At 35.9% G+C, this 14,593-nt stretch carries 15 protein-coding genes and 2 pseudogenes; 10 read left to right on the top strand and 7 right to left on the bottom strand.

The features are described from left to right. The first annotated feature begins 54 nt into the window (after positions 1-54). The gene (locus tag ACZ5XR_RS10690) at positions 55-873 is read left to right on the top strand and encodes a DUF5995 family protein (protein ID WP_464501638.1); all 819 of its coding nucleotides are present in this window, start codon (positions 55-57) and stop codon (positions 871-873) included. Between the two features lie 38 nt (positions 874-911). Here ACZ5XR_RS10690 and ACZ5XR_RS10695 read toward each other — a convergent pair whose 3' ends face one another. Together ACZ5XR_RS10695 and ACZ5XR_RS10700 are read right to left on the bottom strand one after the other, a co-directional pair. Further along, positions 912-1,706 (bottom strand): YhfC family intramembrane metalloprotease, encoded by a 795-nt coding sequence (locus ACZ5XR_RS10695; protein ID WP_464501639.1) that lies wholly within the window; start codon positions 1,704-1,706, stop codon positions 912-914. 321 nt (positions 1,707-2,027) lie between these two features. Next, on the bottom strand, positions 2,028-2,804 hold the full coding sequence (locus ACZ5XR_RS10700; protein ID WP_464501640.1) for an arylamine N-acetyltransferase family protein: 777 nt from the start codon (positions 2,802-2,804) through the stop codon (positions 2,028-2,030). A gap of 249 nt (positions 2,805-3,053) precedes the next feature. Here ACZ5XR_RS10700 and ACZ5XR_RS10705 point away from each other — a divergent pair, with 249 nt between their 5' ends. Together ACZ5XR_RS10705 and ACZ5XR_RS10710 are read left to right on the top strand one after the other, a co-directional pair. After that, positions 3,054-3,761, top strand: a complete 708-nt coding sequence (locus ACZ5XR_RS10705) for a DNA alkylation repair protein (protein WP_464501641.1) — start codon at positions 3,054-3,056, stop codon at positions 3,759-3,761. 136 nt (positions 3,762-3,897) lie between these two features. Continuing rightward, entirely contained in the window at positions 3,898-4,500 is a 603-nt protein-coding gene (locus ACZ5XR_RS10710) for a hemerythrin domain-containing protein (RefSeq protein ID WP_464501642.1), read from the top strand. 318 nt (positions 4,501-4,818) lie between these two features. Here the strand turns inward: ACZ5XR_RS10710 and ACZ5XR_RS10715 are convergent. Further along, a pseudogene (locus tag ACZ5XR_RS10715) lies at positions 4,819-5,256 on the bottom strand (MocR-like pyridoxine biosynthesis transcription factor PdxR); the annotation flags it as partial. Positions 5,257-5,427: 171 nt separating this feature from the next. Between ACZ5XR_RS10715 and ACZ5XR_RS10720 the strand changes: the two are divergent. Then, positions 5,428-6,039 (top strand): FMN-binding negative transcriptional regulator, encoded by a 612-nt coding sequence (locus tag ACZ5XR_RS10720; protein WP_464501643.1) that lies wholly within the window; start codon positions 5,428-5,430, stop codon positions 6,037-6,039. 170 nt (positions 6,040-6,209) lie between these two features. On the opposite strand, the gene ACZ5XR_RS10725 is transcribed toward ACZ5XR_RS10720, so the two are convergent. Beyond that, complete coding sequence (locus ACZ5XR_RS10725) at positions 6,210-6,698, bottom strand: CBO0543 family protein (RefSeq protein WP_464501644.1); 489 nt, start codon at positions 6,696-6,698, stop codon at positions 6,210-6,212. A 340-nt stretch (positions 6,699-7,038) separates the two neighbouring features. On the opposite strand from ACZ5XR_RS10725, the gene ACZ5XR_RS10730 reads away from it, so the two are divergent. Next, positions 7,039-7,587 (top strand): CBO0543 family protein, encoded by a 549-nt coding sequence (locus tag ACZ5XR_RS10730; RefSeq protein WP_464501645.1) that lies wholly within the window; start codon positions 7,039-7,041, stop codon positions 7,585-7,587. Positions 7,588-7,772: 185 nt separating this feature from the next. Here the strand turns inward: ACZ5XR_RS10730 and ACZ5XR_RS10735 are convergent, their stop codons facing one another. After that, positions 7,773-8,201, bottom strand: coding sequence for a pyridoxamine 5'-phosphate oxidase family protein (locus tag ACZ5XR_RS10735; RefSeq protein WP_464501646.1), 429 nt, complete (start codon positions 8,199-8,201; stop codon positions 7,773-7,775). 141 nt (positions 8,202-8,342) lie between these two features. On the opposite strand from ACZ5XR_RS10735, the gene ACZ5XR_RS10740 reads away from it, so the two are divergent. Further along, positions 8,343-8,513, top strand: coding sequence for a hypothetical protein (locus ACZ5XR_RS10740; protein WP_464501647.1), 171 nt, complete (start codon positions 8,343-8,345; stop codon positions 8,511-8,513). Positions 8,514-8,517: 4 nt separating this feature from the next. On the opposite strand, the gene ACZ5XR_RS10745 is transcribed toward ACZ5XR_RS10740, so the two are convergent. Continuing rightward, positions 8,518-9,063, bottom strand: coding sequence for an HXXEE domain-containing protein (locus tag ACZ5XR_RS10745; RefSeq protein ID WP_464501648.1), 546 nt, complete (start codon positions 9,061-9,063; stop codon positions 8,518-8,520). Between the two features lie 102 nt (positions 9,064-9,165). Between ACZ5XR_RS10745 and ACZ5XR_RS10750 the strand changes: the two genes are divergently transcribed. Together ACZ5XR_RS10750 and ACZ5XR_RS10755 are read left to right on the top strand one after the other, a co-directional pair. After that, positions 9,166-9,453: a transposase gene (locus ACZ5XR_RS10750; protein WP_464501649.1), complete on the top strand. Its 288-nt coding sequence runs from the start codon at positions 9,166-9,168 to the stop codon at positions 9,451-9,453. Positions 9,454-9,703: 250 nt separating this feature from the next. Beyond that, positions 9,704-11,065, top strand: a complete 1,362-nt coding sequence (locus ACZ5XR_RS10755; RefSeq protein ID WP_464500685.1) for an IS1182 family transposase — start codon at positions 9,704-9,706, stop codon at positions 11,063-11,065. Positions 11,066-11,224: 159 nt separating this feature from the next. Here the strand turns inward: ACZ5XR_RS10755 and ACZ5XR_RS10760 are convergent, their stop codons facing one another. After that, positions 11,225-11,842, bottom strand: coding sequence for a TetR/AcrR family transcriptional regulator (locus ACZ5XR_RS10760; protein ID WP_464501650.1), 618 nt, complete (start codon positions 11,840-11,842; stop codon positions 11,225-11,227). A gap of 124 nt (positions 11,843-11,966) precedes the next feature. On the opposite strand from ACZ5XR_RS10760, the gene ACZ5XR_RS10765 reads away from it, so the two are divergent. Together ACZ5XR_RS10765 and ACZ5XR_RS10770 are read left to right on the top strand one after the other, a co-directional pair. Continuing rightward, positions 11,967-14,213 carry an MMPL family transporter gene (locus tag ACZ5XR_RS10765; RefSeq protein WP_464501651.1) on the top strand — a complete coding sequence of 749 codons (2,247 nt, stop codon included), beginning with the start codon at positions 11,967-11,969 and terminating at the stop codon, positions 14,211-14,213. A gap of 36 nt (positions 14,214-14,249) precedes the next feature. Next, positions 14,250-14,537, top strand: a pseudogene (locus ACZ5XR_RS10770) (DUF3231 family protein); the annotation flags it as partial. Positions 14,538-14,593: the final 56 nt, after the last annotated feature.

A 14,593-nucleotide genomic window follows, 5' to 3' on the forward strand; every position in this document is an offset into this window, starting at 1 on the left:
TTGAGTTGCTTCATATTTGCAGGTTATGAATATTAGAAGTTAGGAGATTGAAAAATGAATCGATTGGCTGGCAGGCTAGGGAATGCGAGGACCATTGAGGAAGTCATTTGGCAATTGGACGAAATTATTGCGATGAGCATCCAAACGAAAAGCAAACTAGGATATTTTACCTCTCTTTATCGGATGGTAACCGTAAGAGTGAAAGAAGGAATTATAAATAATCAATTTGAAAACGGCGCCAGAATGGAACAGTTGGATGTATGTTTTGCCAATTTTTATTTGAATGCGCTAAACGACCATTTCAATGAAAAACCAACAAGCCTTAGCTGGGACGTCGCCTTTCGCTGTACGAGAAAACGAAGACCCATTGTTCTCCAGCATTTACTGCTCGGCATGAATGCCCATATCAATCTCGATTTAGGGGTTGCTGCGGCAATGACCTGCGAAAACTCCGATATATTATCCCTTCATGATGATTTCATGAAAATAAATGACATATTGGCATCGCTCGTGGATGAGGTAAGAAGTGAGCTGGATCAGATTTCGCCATGGATTGGTTTTTTAGACCGGATTGATTGGAAGGCATCTAAAGCGATGATTAACTTTAGTATGGAGAAAGCTCGCGATTATGCATGGAATTTTGCGCAGACACTTGCGGCAGCCGCTAAAACGGAGTGGGATGAGCTAATCAAGGTTCGAAATCATGAGATTGCCGGGATCGGAAACATGGTCGCACAACCAGAAGACTGGATACTAAGGACGGGGCTATGGGTGATTCGGCTTCGAGAATCAAATAATATTAAACGAAATTTGGAGCTCTTGAACCATTATAAATTTGAAACTCAACCAGAAGGGGGGATTTCTTTATTATAGAGATAGAAGAGAGGAACGATTTCATTAAAAGAAGAAGCTCAATCATAAGCTTCTTCTTTTTCAAATTCTATTTTGATCCGCTTAATAAATAAGAAACAAATCAAACCCGAGGCAAAGACAATCAGTTCTAATAAAACCATACTTTTTATGATTCCCACTTGATATAAAGCAGGGAAACAATCTATGAGAGCATGTATGCCGATGGCCAAAAAGAGATACTTAAGTTTGTTTCTTTTAACACCTAACAGTACAACTAAACTTAAAAATAGGTGAATGCAGAATGCAGGAATTCTTTCGAATGATGATAGAAGGTAAAATCCAATTCCATGATTGATGATTTGGTCTTTTATCGCATGAAGCTGATCGGCTGGTAATTTCGCACCAAGCTGGCTGTCAAACATTCCGGTATTGATAAGTGTTGCCATGATAAACGAATTAAGGGCCATAAGCACACAGACCAGAATGACTTCGATACCGCCATGTCCTAAACCGTATGACAAACCATCCTTATAACTATGTCTTTTTCTTAGTAATAGTTTAAAAGCTAAATAGCGGCCAACTTCTTCAAAAATACCTGCTGCCAATCCCCCATATAAGGCAAAGATATAGGGATTGGAGGTCCATTTTAATGATATTCCATCAGGATTCAGCATGACAAAATGAAGGACTTTTTCTAAAATTTGAGAAAAAACCACAAAGGTTAAAATCCCCACGCCAATGGCCTTCCATGAAACCAACTGTTTTTTTCTCAAATATAGATAAACGGCAACCGGTAAGACAATTCCAAACAATAATTGAATCCCCATTCCGATAAAACTCATTTGACTAACCAATCTGATTCCCCCTCCAAGATTATCAAATTATTATTTTTTCTTTGGTATGATAATAGTACTGTTCGTTTTTCGAATTCTATCCTTTATTATCATTTTTGATAATATTCGGTCAAAAAAATAAAAAACTTATTATTATCACTTTTGATAATAATAAGTTTTTTCCAATAAGTCAACTAAAATGGAAAAATTTTTAAATAAACTGATGCACCTAATCTAAAAATCATCATCTCCAAAGGTTAGAGTAAAAACATATTTAAGTGAAGAGGGAATTAGACCATGCTCGCATTATTTAAAAATCAAAAACTTTGTCATAGCAAAAGATTATAACCCAAAATATGCTTTCCTTATTTCTTTGAATTGTTTTTCATTAATCTCTTCCTTTTTCACTTTTCCGTTCACACTTTCGGTAAACGAAGTCTCTGTTAATGTTATGTTTCCATTGTCTGTTAATCTAGTGATTAATGGCTTTTTATTAAATGACGATTCTGGATGCTCAATGATGACTTTCTGTACTTCATTTAATTTACTTATATCGTGAATTCCTTCCTTAGAATTAAATGCGTAGCCTATTCTCCAATCTTCATCTTTTTTCATTAATTTCATATAGAAAACGTAATCACCATGTTCACTTTCTACACGATCAACTCGAAATTCCCCATTGTTAGATACCACTGTCTGCCCGTTTAACGGTACAGGAACTAACGGTAAATTCCCTCCAAAACCAGTGTCAACCAGATAAAGCTGCCCATTATGATTAATAAGATTAGCCACATGGGTTTTCCCCATCGTATTCCACTGTTGTTTCAATTGGTCATATACCACTCCACGGACTAAGGTTGTGTTAAAGTTATTTTCAATCAAAAATAGATGGAGGATTGAGTTTAGTTCATAACAAAGTCCGCCTTCGTTTTTTTCGAGTATTTTCCTCATTAAATTTTCTTTCGTAATTTCAGTTGTTCGATCTTCTATAATACACAAATTCTCAAACGGAATTACCTTCGCTGTCTTTTCAAGCACCTTATCTAAATTTTCAAATGTAATGACTTCATGATGTGGGATCCCAATTCTATTACGAAATAGTATGTTTAAGTTATTCATTAATCGCACCCCTTAAATGATTGTGAAACAAGAGCAAACTTTTATCTTGTTAGTAAACCTCTAATTCAATTGGTATAGGTGTTTCAATTAATGATACTCTTTATTGAAATCGCCTGCATCCTTTTGTGAGATGAAATGTACCTTCTCTTTAGGGCTGTAGTTAATATTTCCTTCCCAGAAAATCTTTTAGGTAATAAAATCAAAGATGGTACAATGTAATGGAAATGATTGTAAAGGAAGTGCAAAACAATGGATTTTGAAATGGTGATGCAGGAATTGGAAGCGCTTGGCAAGGAACGAATGAAAAAGACTTATCTAAGCAATGGGGCACATGAACCGCTTTTTGGTGTGGCTACAGGCGCAATGAAGCCACTCGCAAAGAAAATCAAGAACAACCAGCCTCTAGCCGAGAAGCTTTACGCCACCGGAAACTACGATGCCATGTATTTTGCCGGCATTATTGCGGACCCAAAGATCATGACGGAGGCGGATTTTGAGCGTTGGATCGATGCGGCGTATTTTTATATGCTGTCTGATTATGTAGTTGCCGTCACTCTGGCTGAAACTGATATTGCGCAAGAGGTTGCAGATAAATGGATCGCAAGTGGGGAAGAACTGAAAATGTCGGCAGGATGGAGCTGCTACTGCTGGCTTTTGGGGAATCGCAAGGACAGCGAATTTAGCGAAACCAAGATTGCCAGTATGCTTGATCAGGCAGAAAAAACGATTCATAATTCTCCGGATCGAACAAAATCTGCTATGAATAATTTTATATTCACAGTCGGGATTCACTATTTGCCGCTTCACGAAAAGGCGGTTGAAACTGCAAAGGCAGTAGGGCCAGTCGAAATAAGAAGGGACCAGAAAAAAAGCAGCATTCTCCTTGCTTCCGAAAATATCCAAAAGGAAATAGATCGAGGGAGACTTGGTTTTAAACGGAAATATGTAAGGTGTTAGAGTCGATTGTGGTGTGATGAAATACTTCGTAGTATAAAAATACTACACATAAATGCCTAATTTGGAGTATTTTTGGGGGATTGATGGCATACATTGGACATGGGTTGAAATTTTAAGAAGAAAAAGGCGGTGTCCCATGAATCAACGTTTGCAATTATTAAAATTACCACACGGAGGATTACGAAACGCATTGAACACACTTTGTATGAAAGCAAGTTCCATGGATGTAAACGATGCACAAGCGATTAAAGGGTTTATCGAAGAGGTAGAACTTGTTACTCACATGCTCAAATTCCACTCTCATACAGAAGACAATTTTCTTCATCCTTTATACGTTAAAGCTTGTCCAGCTGTTGCAGAAAAATTAGAATCTGATCACCTTCGATTAGATCATACAATAGAAGAAATTAGGGCATTCGCCGTTAAGGCATTCGAATGCGAAGATCCTTCAGTATTTTGGGATAATCTAACACAAAAGCTCCATCAATATACAGCAGATTATTTTCAACACATTCTAGTGGAAGAAGTGCAAGCGGTGCCTGCATTATGGGAAATTATGACGGATGAACAATTGCTCGCCATTCATCAAGAAGCGGGAAAAGACGAAGACCCCGCATCTATGCTCACGTTTTTGCGATATACTTTGCCTTACTTGAATCCACCAGAACGAAAAATGATTTTAGAAATGGTAAAACAATTCGCACCTGAATCGGGATGGAACTCTGTTCTTGCTGAATAAAGAAAAATTAGCATATCAAATGGGATATCAATTTAGATTATCCACTCCAAGGTAGTATAAAAGTTGGAAAAAGGTTAAGAGGTAATTGCACTCAAGATGATCGTCACTAAGGCGGTCATTTTTCTTTTTTTACTAGTTTTATTTTATTGGTCGGGATAGTTTTGCTACACAAAATTGTCGGAAAATTTGGCTTGTGGTTCATTACCTTTCCTCAATAGATAAATCTAACCTTGCAACACCAATTGCAAAGTGGTCCCATGACTCTCCAAGTGGAACACCCCGCAATCGTTAGATTCAACTAATGTGACGGGGTGTTTTTTATGTCCAAGCCTTTTTTAAAAGCTCTACACCTAATTGTATTTCCTCACATGTAAGATTACTGAATCCGAGCTTAATCATTGCTTCATCAGAATGATTTTGTATGAAATAGATGGAGGTAGGGTACACTTTAACCCCAAAAAAGGAAGCACGTTCGATTAACCATTCTTCTGAACGTTTTATATGAACCTTCACTAAAAGGTACAAACCAGACTGTTCGCCAATAATGGATATATGTTTGTTGAAGTGTTTTTTTAATTCTGAAACTAAGCACTGCATTTTTCGTTTATACACAAGTCGCATCCGTTTAATATGGCGATTCCATTCCCCTTCTTCCATAAATTTAGCCATTGTTAGCTGGCTAAGAAGGGAAGCAGTATTCTCGAAATGAAGAAATTGATGTTTATAACGATTTAAAAGTAACGGTGGTAGCACCATATTTAAACTGCTCGTAGATTTGTTTGTATTTGGGAGAGTCATCTTTAAAAGCAAAAATGGTATTTTCAATTACAATACACCTTTGACATGTTCTTTTTTTATAATTGTACCTTTTTATATGTCAGTTTGCATTATAAAATAATGATATCGCTAATTAAGGAGGAGAATATCGTGTATATTCCTAAACATTTTAAACTAGAGGACGAAGAAATGATTTATGATTTTATCGAAAAATACGGCTTTGCCACTTTATTTTCTCAGCATAATGGAGAACCATACGCAACCCATCTTCCTCTTACTTTAAATAAAAGTGAGAGTGCCTTATATGGTCATTTTGCTCGCCAAAATGAACAGTGGCAGGATATTGAAAACCAACAAGTTCTTGTTGTTTTCCAAGGTCCTCACTGTTATATTTCACCTTCTTGGTACGAAACAATGAAGGCAGTACCTACTTGGAATTATGTATCTATTCAAATCTATGGAAAGATGGAGATAGTGGAGGATCCAAAAGTAATATTTGATTCTTTAAATGACTTGGTAAAAAAATATGAAAGACCAGATAGCTTATACAATTTAAATGATGTAGATTCCCAATATATCGAAGGAATGAGCAAAGGGATTGTAGCCTTCAAAATTAACATCTCAAAAATTGAAGCAAAAGCTAAATTAAGTCAAAATCATCCCGTGGAACGACAAGAGTTAATTATTAAGCAACTAGAAAACACTTCCCAACTAGATAACTTACAAGTGGCATCTCTAATGAAGAAAAATCTACAAAAATAAAAATTATTTAATGCTGTTTTGTTGAACCGACTAGAACTGGCTGCTAATAACGACAGCCTCCTTACAAAAAAGGTCAACCAGAAAAATGGCTGACCTTATCATACAAATGTTTAAAATTCATAGCATATTTAAAAGCGTTTTTCATTAAAAAATCCTGTATCCAAAGAAAATTAATTTTTTGGTACAGGACTGTTATTTGCTTTTCGGACGATAGCGATGAAAGCCCTAGAAATAAGAAAAGTTATACTTAAAGTCCAAAAGCTAGTAAAGGAAGTCCAACCCTTTTTAAATTTAAGTAAAGACGTTTTCTTTTCTAACAAATGCTCTGTTACAGCCATCGGAATACTAAAATAGAATGTTTTAAAAAATATACCTAAAATATTGGATTTCTTAGTAACTTGGTTATAGTAAACACACGTAATAGGATAAAGTAAATAATCAAAAATAAAGCTAAAATCAAATGATTTGAATAATTTTATTGGATATTTAATGTATCCTTTTTTCACAACTAAATTATCTAAAATGGAAGATAAAAAACCTTTAAAAAGAAAGACAAGTAACCAATCTTTTGTGGGTGGTTTTCTAATCAAATTTACGAATGAGATGATTCCAAAAATTAATAAAGCCCTTAATATATTTTTCTCTAATGTGTGTTTCATAACTTCACCTCAATAAGAAGGGGAAAAGAGAATAGTAAGAAATTTCCATCTTTATGTCATACAAGAACTGATCGTCGAGAAGACAATCATGAATCTATTTTATTCCCATTCCGTTGCATGCGATATTTGTACTTCTTAATTCGTTGTTTCATGATGTATATGCACCTATTTTTGTTGGTTTTATTAATTTCATAACTCCTCCTAAAAGGAAAAAGTTTTTTATAGTATTTACTCTGGGTTGTAAAAAATTCTACGTATAATATAGAGCACTTTCTTATGGTGCAAACGATAGCAGTTTAGTTTAACAATAATAGGGAATTTTATATTTTGGGTGATGTTTTTGGATCGATTACACTATGAAATGTATAAAGGATTAAATTTAATCAATCAAGGTTATGAAATAAGGTTAAAAATATGGCAGGAAGAGGTACTGTTTTCTTGGCGTTGGTGGTTTGGAATTGGTTTATCGTTATTAAGTTGGATCATTTGGTTCTTAATAAGGAGACGCAATAGTTCTGATCGACTTTTTTATTCAGGCTTGTTTATTATGTTGGTTTCCGTTAGCTTTGACGCAATCGGTATGCAATTAAAAGCATGGCATTACATATATCCGATTTTTCCAGCCGTCCCTGCTTATTTACCATTTGATCTCTGTCTCATGCCTGTTTCGATCATGAGTTTAATTCAAGTAAAACCAAATATTAAACCTGCCTATAAAGCAGTATTTTTTGCTTTTTTTGCAGCCTTTGTATCTGAACCTTTTTTTCGTTTCATGGGTATTTATGATCCACTTTTTTGGAAATATTACTACTCGTTTCCGATTTATATTGTGATTTATTTAGTGGCTGACAAGCTGACCAAAAGAAATGATTTTACTCCTTTAAGTTAGATAGATCGTTGGTATTAAAGGAACAATTTGAATCAGGAAACAAAAAGGGTTGGGGATAATAAATACGTATTCTCCTGATGTGAAAAAAAACAGAAAAGAGCATCATTTGGATGCTCTTTTCCATATTCATCTATTTTCTTCTTCATATGCAAGGAAGAGCCGATGAGGAAAATTATTATAACTAATTAGGAATTTAACGAGAATTCTTGTGGTGGTTCACCGTTTAGATTTAAGATACGGACCGTTTCGGGCTGTATTTCAAGAAATACGTAGTTGGGATCGTTTGGACCATCAAACCATTTATTAAATGATTCCTCCCAGAATTTATCTTTCAAAGATTGTGTATTATTAATAGAGGAAGTACCTAAAATTTCAATAAAGGCATCGTGTTGTCCTTTATCTTCATATCCAAGCAATACGGATACATAGGAATTTTTTTTTATTTCGTCAATCTTTTCCGTGTCCTTTTTCGTTGGTGTATATAATGTCAGGTCCTCATTGTAAAATGTCATATAACGTGAATGAGGTTTATTATTTTCAACGGATGCTAGGGTACCTGTCCTGTGATTAGAGATGATGTTAACAACCTTTTCTTTTAAATCTTGATTGATCATTGATTTTCCTCCCATGGATTAGCTTCTTTTTAATTTTCACTTAAACATGACAAATAAACTGTAAAAAAATTACAATTTTTACATACTTCGAATAACTTCAGGGATGTAACAAATCCTAATGGATAAAAGGAGGTGCTTATATTGTCAAATCAGCAACGTACTAATGCCGAGAAACAAAGAGGGCAGTCCGGAAATCAACCGGGTTCAGGATCGAAATACCATGAGGATCATGCAGGAAAGGTTACCGGTTACGGACAACCTGATCCAAACACGGAGAGAACTACTGATATAGCAGATACGTCTTCAATATAATTGATTATCGTATAAATTTTCGTCCTAAAAGATTCCCTATAAGAAAAATGGTTACCATTAAAATGCTTAGGGGAATACTTTTGAATAGTAAATGATCGTCTATGACGCCTAATTCAAACAAGCGGTAATAGGTTAGAAGAGAATAAGGAATGACAATGAATAACGCTGTTATGATACCAGGTGTATAACTGCGAAAGATGATCGTTTGACCAATATGAGAAAATGATTGTATAAAAAATACATTTAATATAGCAGTAAATAGAAAAAAGTTTGCCCTGGATGGCAAAGGGTAGGCTGCCATAAATGCACTAAATGATATAAAAAGCAAAATCCATGCCATACTAATAGAAAGTTGGGCTGATTTCGCACCCAACTTTTTTTTGATGGTTAACGTCAGTTTAACAAGGAAAGCTTCCCGGACCTTATTTTTGAATTTTGTCATAAAACTCTCAACAGTTATAATCTCCTCTAAGGCATGGAACATAAAAGTGACAGGGAACAACCAAATAATTGTTTCAAGATTAAAAAGTTTATGTACTGTCTCTAGCATAATTAGCCTCCTCATGGGGATACCTAAGCATGTCTAATTAATATATTCTTATGCCATGGAACGAATTTAAGAATTAGGACACTGATTATATAAGGTGATTTTATGAAGATTTTCTTCGTTCTAACTAGCCTTGTGCTTCCTGTAATTATGTTCTTTTTACAGAAATTTCGAATAAAATTCCGTATGATTTTTAATTTAGGTGCCGTTGTATCAGCAATTATATTTGGAGATATTGCTTCTGTGTCTGTTTATGAAATCATTAAAGATCATACTGTGTTTATGACAAATATCCATTCCATTTTCCTAAATCCATTTTTCTTATTAACCGGTGGATATTTAGGTATTTATATCATTTATCGACTGATAATAATAACCATCGATGAGGCATGAATGCGCTCCTCGTTTCATTTGGAAAATTATGGTAGCCTTGTTGGTATTAGTGTACTAGCTTCAACATAAATTGGTGAGGAAACTGCTTTATCAAAATTAAAGGACGACTAGGGTCTAATCATTCTTCAAAATGTTAAAAAGCCATGCATTTGCATGGCTTTCAGACTGTCGACAAATCCGAGAAAAATCGGGTCTGCCGGCAGTCTTTTTTGTATAATTGATATATGAAGATTTTAATGAGGTGGATACTATGCTTTCAAAAAATACACAGATGAATCGTGACCAAATAGAAATGATAGCTTTAGAACAACTTGTACCTGCGAACCATTTGGTTCGCAAAATAGAAGCTGCCATAGATTTCTCATTTATCTATTCACTTGTACAAGATATGTATTCATCTGATCGAGGTCGTCCGAGTATTGACCCTGTAGTATTGATTAAGATGGCGTTTATCCAATATACCTTCGGTATTCGCTCTATGCGTAAAACTATAGAGGAAATCGACACAAATATTGCTTATCGTTGGTTTTTAGGCTTTGGATTTTATGATAAAGTACCACATTTCTCAACCTTCGGTAAAAATTACGAAAGACGTTTCAAGAACACTGATTTGTTTGAGCAGATTTTCTATCGTATTTTGAAGGAAGCTTCTGATAAAAAATTAATAAGCAGTGATCACGTTTTTATTGATTCCACACATGTTAAAGCAAGTGCAAATAAGCGTAAAATTGAGAAGAAAGTCGTTCGAAAAGAAACCAAAGCATATGAAGCGCGATTACAAGAGGAGATTAATAGTGACCGCGAAGATCACGGGAAAAAGCCATTTCCTCCAGATAAATTTGAAAAGGAAGAAAAGAAAGAAATTAAAGAAAGCACCACGGACCCAGAAAGTGGTTATTACGTAAAGGACGAGCGTACTAAACAGTTTGCTTACTCATTCCATACAGCTGCTGATCGAAATGGTTTTGTTCTGGGTACGATTGTTACACCAGGGAATATACACGATAGCGTTATTTTTGAACCACTTCTAGAAAAGGTCATTGAAAAACACGGGAAACCTGAGGCTGTTGCTGCTGATGCTGGATATAAAACGCCTGCCATTGCCCAATACTTATTTGAAAATGATATAACGCCTGCATTACCTTACACTCGCCCTCGTACGAAGGATGGCTTCTTAAGAAAGCATGAATATGTTTATGATGAATACTATGATTGTTATATCTGTCCGAAAGGACAAATATTAAAATATGCAACAACGACAAAGGAGGGTTATCGACAATACTTCTCTAACCCCATTGAGTGTAAAAATTGCCCATTATTATCACAGTGTACACAGAGTAAAGAACATAAAAAACTAATTCAACGACATGTGTGGGAAAACTATTTAGAAGAAGCCGACCATCTTCGTCATACAGAAGAAAATAAAACTATATATGCAAGACGTAAAGAAACGATTGAGCGTGTCTTTGCGGATGCTAAGGAAAAGCATGGAATGCGATGGACAACCTTAAGAGGTCTAAAAAAATTGTCTATGCAAGCGATGCTTACTTTTGCTGCCATGAATTTGAAAAAGATGGCCAGCTGGACATGGAAAAGTCCGGTAATGGGGTAAATATATGAATAAGATAAGTCTAAGTTTTGCTCTTACGAGCAAAAGTCCAACAAAAAGGCATCCGAATGGACACATTCGGATGCCTTTTGTCTACAATCTGAAAGCCATGCATTTGCATGGCTTTTAATGTTCCTCAACCGAATGATTACATAAATAAAATTAATTCCCAAGTCCATTCCAATAAAAATCAACAATTTGTTTTGTCATTTCATCTAATGATGGAATGATAGGTTTTTGGCCAGCATCCTTATAATTTCCTATTGTTAGCAAAGCTACAAAAGCATGAGCACCTAATTGCGGATGTCCCTGTCGAATCTCACCTTTTTCCATTGCAGTTGTTAAAGCGTGCTCTATTACTTCATACATTTTATCTTCAGCTTCCTTCATTTGCTGTAATTGATCAATCGAAAGGGAAGTTTTTGCTTCTTTCATAAACCCATTTATATCAATATCGACAGTTGCTTGTAAATGCGCCTTGGCGAATTCAAGTAATCGGTCTTTGAGCGGTTTGTCTGTAGAAAGAATGTCAAAAATTCGCTTCTTAATTCGAAGCATCATTTGGACCATTGCATCGGTAAAAAGGTCTGCTTTCGTTTTGTAATAATAATACACGGTTGCCTTTGTAACACTACATTCTTTTGCAACGTCGTCCATGGAAACTACTTGATAGCCTTTATCCAGAAACAGTTGAGTAGCTACTTCTAAAATTACAGTTTTTGTAGGCTTATTCTGATGATCTTGACGTGGTCTCCCGAGTGGTCGAATTTCCCGTTGCATGTCATTCTCTCCTAACTACCTAATATCAAAAATATTATAACATATTTTAAAATTACACTTGAGTAATTAACCTACCAGTATATATAATTAATTATAAATTAAATAAAGGTAAAGGTGGGTTTATATGGAAAAAAGTCCTTTACATTCATGGGGGAAAATTGTTGGAGGTCCAAAGACGCGCTGGATTACTCTGGTCATTTGGGTCCTTCTAACGGTGGTGTTATCTTACACCTGGCCAGCTATTAACACAGTCGAGGATGATTCAGCAGCAGACCTTCCCGATTCAGCAATGTCACAACAAGCTGAGAAACTAATTAAAAAGGAATTTCCAAACGATTCGGGTAACCCCGTCCTAATGGTTTGGCACAATGATAACAAGCTAGATCATCAGGATTTTACAGCAATCCAAGGTGTCTATAAGCAGCTAAAAGAAAACCCATTATCCAAACAATTGACTTTACCTCTTCTTGATACGATTCCGGAACAGGCACTTGCGCAAAGCGTATCAAAAGATGGTACCACGCTGATTACTCCTGTATTTTTTGATGAAAATGCCGGAATAGAAATTCTCCAAAACAATATGGATGAGCTAAAGAAAAAAGTTAATAGCACGATGGACGAAGATCCATTTAATCGAAAAGTATCAGATTCCGGTTTACATGTTCGTTTATCTGGGCCTGTTGGGATTCAAACAGACGCTGTTAGTTTGTTCAGTCAAGCAGATGTTAAATTATTGGTTGCAACTGTACTTCTGGTATTAGTCCTATTGATTCTTCTTTATCAATCACCCCTATTGGCAATTTTACCTTTGATTGTCGTGGGATTTGCTTACGGGATTATCAGTCCAGCACTTGGCTTTTTGGCTGATCATCGGTGGATTACCGCGGATGCCCAAGGCGTTTCCATTATGACGGTCCTATTGTTCGGAGCGGGAACGGATTACTGTTTATTCCTCATCTCCAGATATAGAGAATTTTTGCTTTATGAGGAAAATAAGTTTAAAGCCTTACGACTTGGGATTAAAGAATCAGGCGGGGCTATTTCAATGAGTGCTCTTACTGTGGTAATTGGGTTAGGGACATTATTACTTGCTCATTTCGGTTCTTTTCACCGTTTTGCTGTTCCATTTAGTCTGGCAGTTCTCCTAATGGGGATTGCAGCTTTAACACTTCTTCCTGCTTTGCTTGCTATTTTTGGAAGAGTGGCATTTTTTCCGTTTATTCCAAGAACAAAGGAAATGACAGAAAATCTAGCTAAAAAGAAAGGAAAATCGATAAAACTAAGAAGAACGCAAGGATTCTTTAGTAAGAAGCTTGGCGGGCTAGTGACTAGACGACCGTGGACTGTTATTATTACAACACTTGTATTACTGGGAGGATTGGCTTCAGTTGTTCCTCGGATTCAATATACGTACGATTTATTGGAGTCTTTTCCTAAAGATATGCCTTCACGGGAAGGGTTTGATTTAATCTCTGGTCATTTTTCTCCCGGTGAATTGGCACCTGTACAAATTGTTGTCGATACAACGGGAAAAGGAATACCTTTAAAAGAGAAATTGGAACAACTTTCTTTTGTAGCGGATGTAACCCAGCCGATGGAAGGAAAATATAATCATCAATTTCAATTGTACGAAGTATCCTTGGCTGAGAATCCGTTTTCCAGTGAAGCACTGAGCCAGATTCCGAAGCTCAGAAGTAATCTAAAGAAAATGCTAGCTAACGCAGATATCCATGATACTGAAAAGCATTTTTGGATTGGCGGTGAGACTGCTGCATTATATGATACAAAAATAACCACAGAACGGGATGAATCTATTATTATCCCTGTTATGATTTGTATTATCTCTTTATTGTTACTGCTATACTTACGCTCAATCATTGCCATGATTTATTTGATTTTAACTGTGGTTTTATCCTTTTTTTCTGCACTAGGTGCGGGCTGGCTTATCCTTCACTTTGGGTTGGGAGCTTCTGCTATTTCAGGAGCAATTCCTTTATATGCCTTTGTATTCCTTGTTGCATTGGGTGAAGATTATAATATTTTTATGGTATCGGAAATATGGAAGAATAAGCGGACTAAATCACATCTTGATGCGGTATCTAGTGGTGTGGTCAAAACAGGAAGTGTTATTACATCGGCAGGTCTTATCTTAGCGGGAACATTTGCTGTGTTAGCTACTTTACCAATTCAAGTTTTGGTGCAATTTGGTATTGTTACAGCAGTAGGCGTGCTATTAGATACATTTTTTGTTCGTCCACTTCTTGTGCCCGCGATTACTACCGTTCTTGGGCGATTCGCATTCTGGCCAGGTGAACTTTGGAAGAATAAAAACTATGAAACAAATGACCTTGTAACCAATTTACCTGAATAAATAGGTAACACATATTAACCCGAGGAAGACCACTTACCTGCACCTCCCACTTTTGACGCAGAAGTGACGGATTCTATTAATTCTCCGTTTTCGGAGAAGCAAATCATGTTCTATGTGGGATTTTTATTTACTACCGCCATGATTTATTATGGTACGGGATGGGGATCCTCTCCCAGAAAAGATTTAAGTCCTAAATATATGTCAGCCATTGCAGACGACGCAAAAATTGGTAAAGAGTGGATGGATTTAATGATAGATAATCAATGGCTTGAAGAGCCGCCTATGGCAGAAGATCGTCAAAAATTATCCATGTCAAAAAAGTGAAGTTTATTTGCTTCACTTTTTTCTTTTTAAGTGAAAGATTTCCTTTAAGAAGGATT

The organism is Neobacillus sp. Fa239 (genome assembly GCF_055395235.1).

Bases quoted from the DNA above. Each gene is read 5' to 3' on its own strand.
- ACZ5XR_RS10690 (WP_464501638.1), top strand. From the start codon at position 55: ATGAATCGATTGGCTGGCAGGCTAGGGAATGCGAGGACCATTGAGGAA.
- ACZ5XR_RS10700 (WP_464501640.1), bottom strand. From the start codon at position 2,804: ATGAATAACTTAAACATACTATTTCGTAATAGAATTGGGATCCCACAT.
- ACZ5XR_RS10705 (WP_464501641.1), top strand. From the start codon at position 3,054: ATGGATTTTGAAATGGTGATGCAGGAATTGGAAGCGCTTGGCAAGGAA.
- ACZ5XR_RS10710 (WP_464501642.1), top strand. From the start codon at position 3,898: ATGAATCAACGTTTGCAATTATTAAAATTACCACACGGAGGATTACGA.
- ACZ5XR_RS10725 (WP_464501644.1), bottom strand. From the start codon at position 6,698: ATGAAACACACATTAGAGAAAAATATATTAAGGGCTTTATTAATTTTT.
- ACZ5XR_RS10735 (WP_464501646.1), bottom strand. From the start codon at position 8,201: ATGATCAATCAAGATTTAAAAGAAAAGGTTGTTAACATCATCTCTAAT.
- ACZ5XR_RS10745 (WP_464501648.1), bottom strand. From the start codon at position 9,063: ATGCTAGAGACAGTACATAAACTTTTTAATCTTGAAACAATTATTTGG.
- ACZ5XR_RS10750 (WP_464501649.1), top strand. From the start codon at position 9,166: ATGAAGATTTTCTTCGTTCTAACTAGCCTTGTGCTTCCTGTAATTATG.
- ACZ5XR_RS10755 (WP_464500685.1), top strand. From the start codon at position 9,704: ATGCTTTCAAAAAATACACAGATGAATCGTGACCAAATAGAAATGATA.
- ACZ5XR_RS10760 (WP_464501650.1), bottom strand. From the start codon at position 11,842: ATGCAACGGGAAATTCGACCACTCGGGAGACCACGTCAAGATCATCAG.
- ACZ5XR_RS10765 (WP_464501651.1), top strand. From the start codon at position 11,967: ATGGAAAAAAGTCCTTTACATTCATGGGGGAAAATTGTTGGAGGTCCA.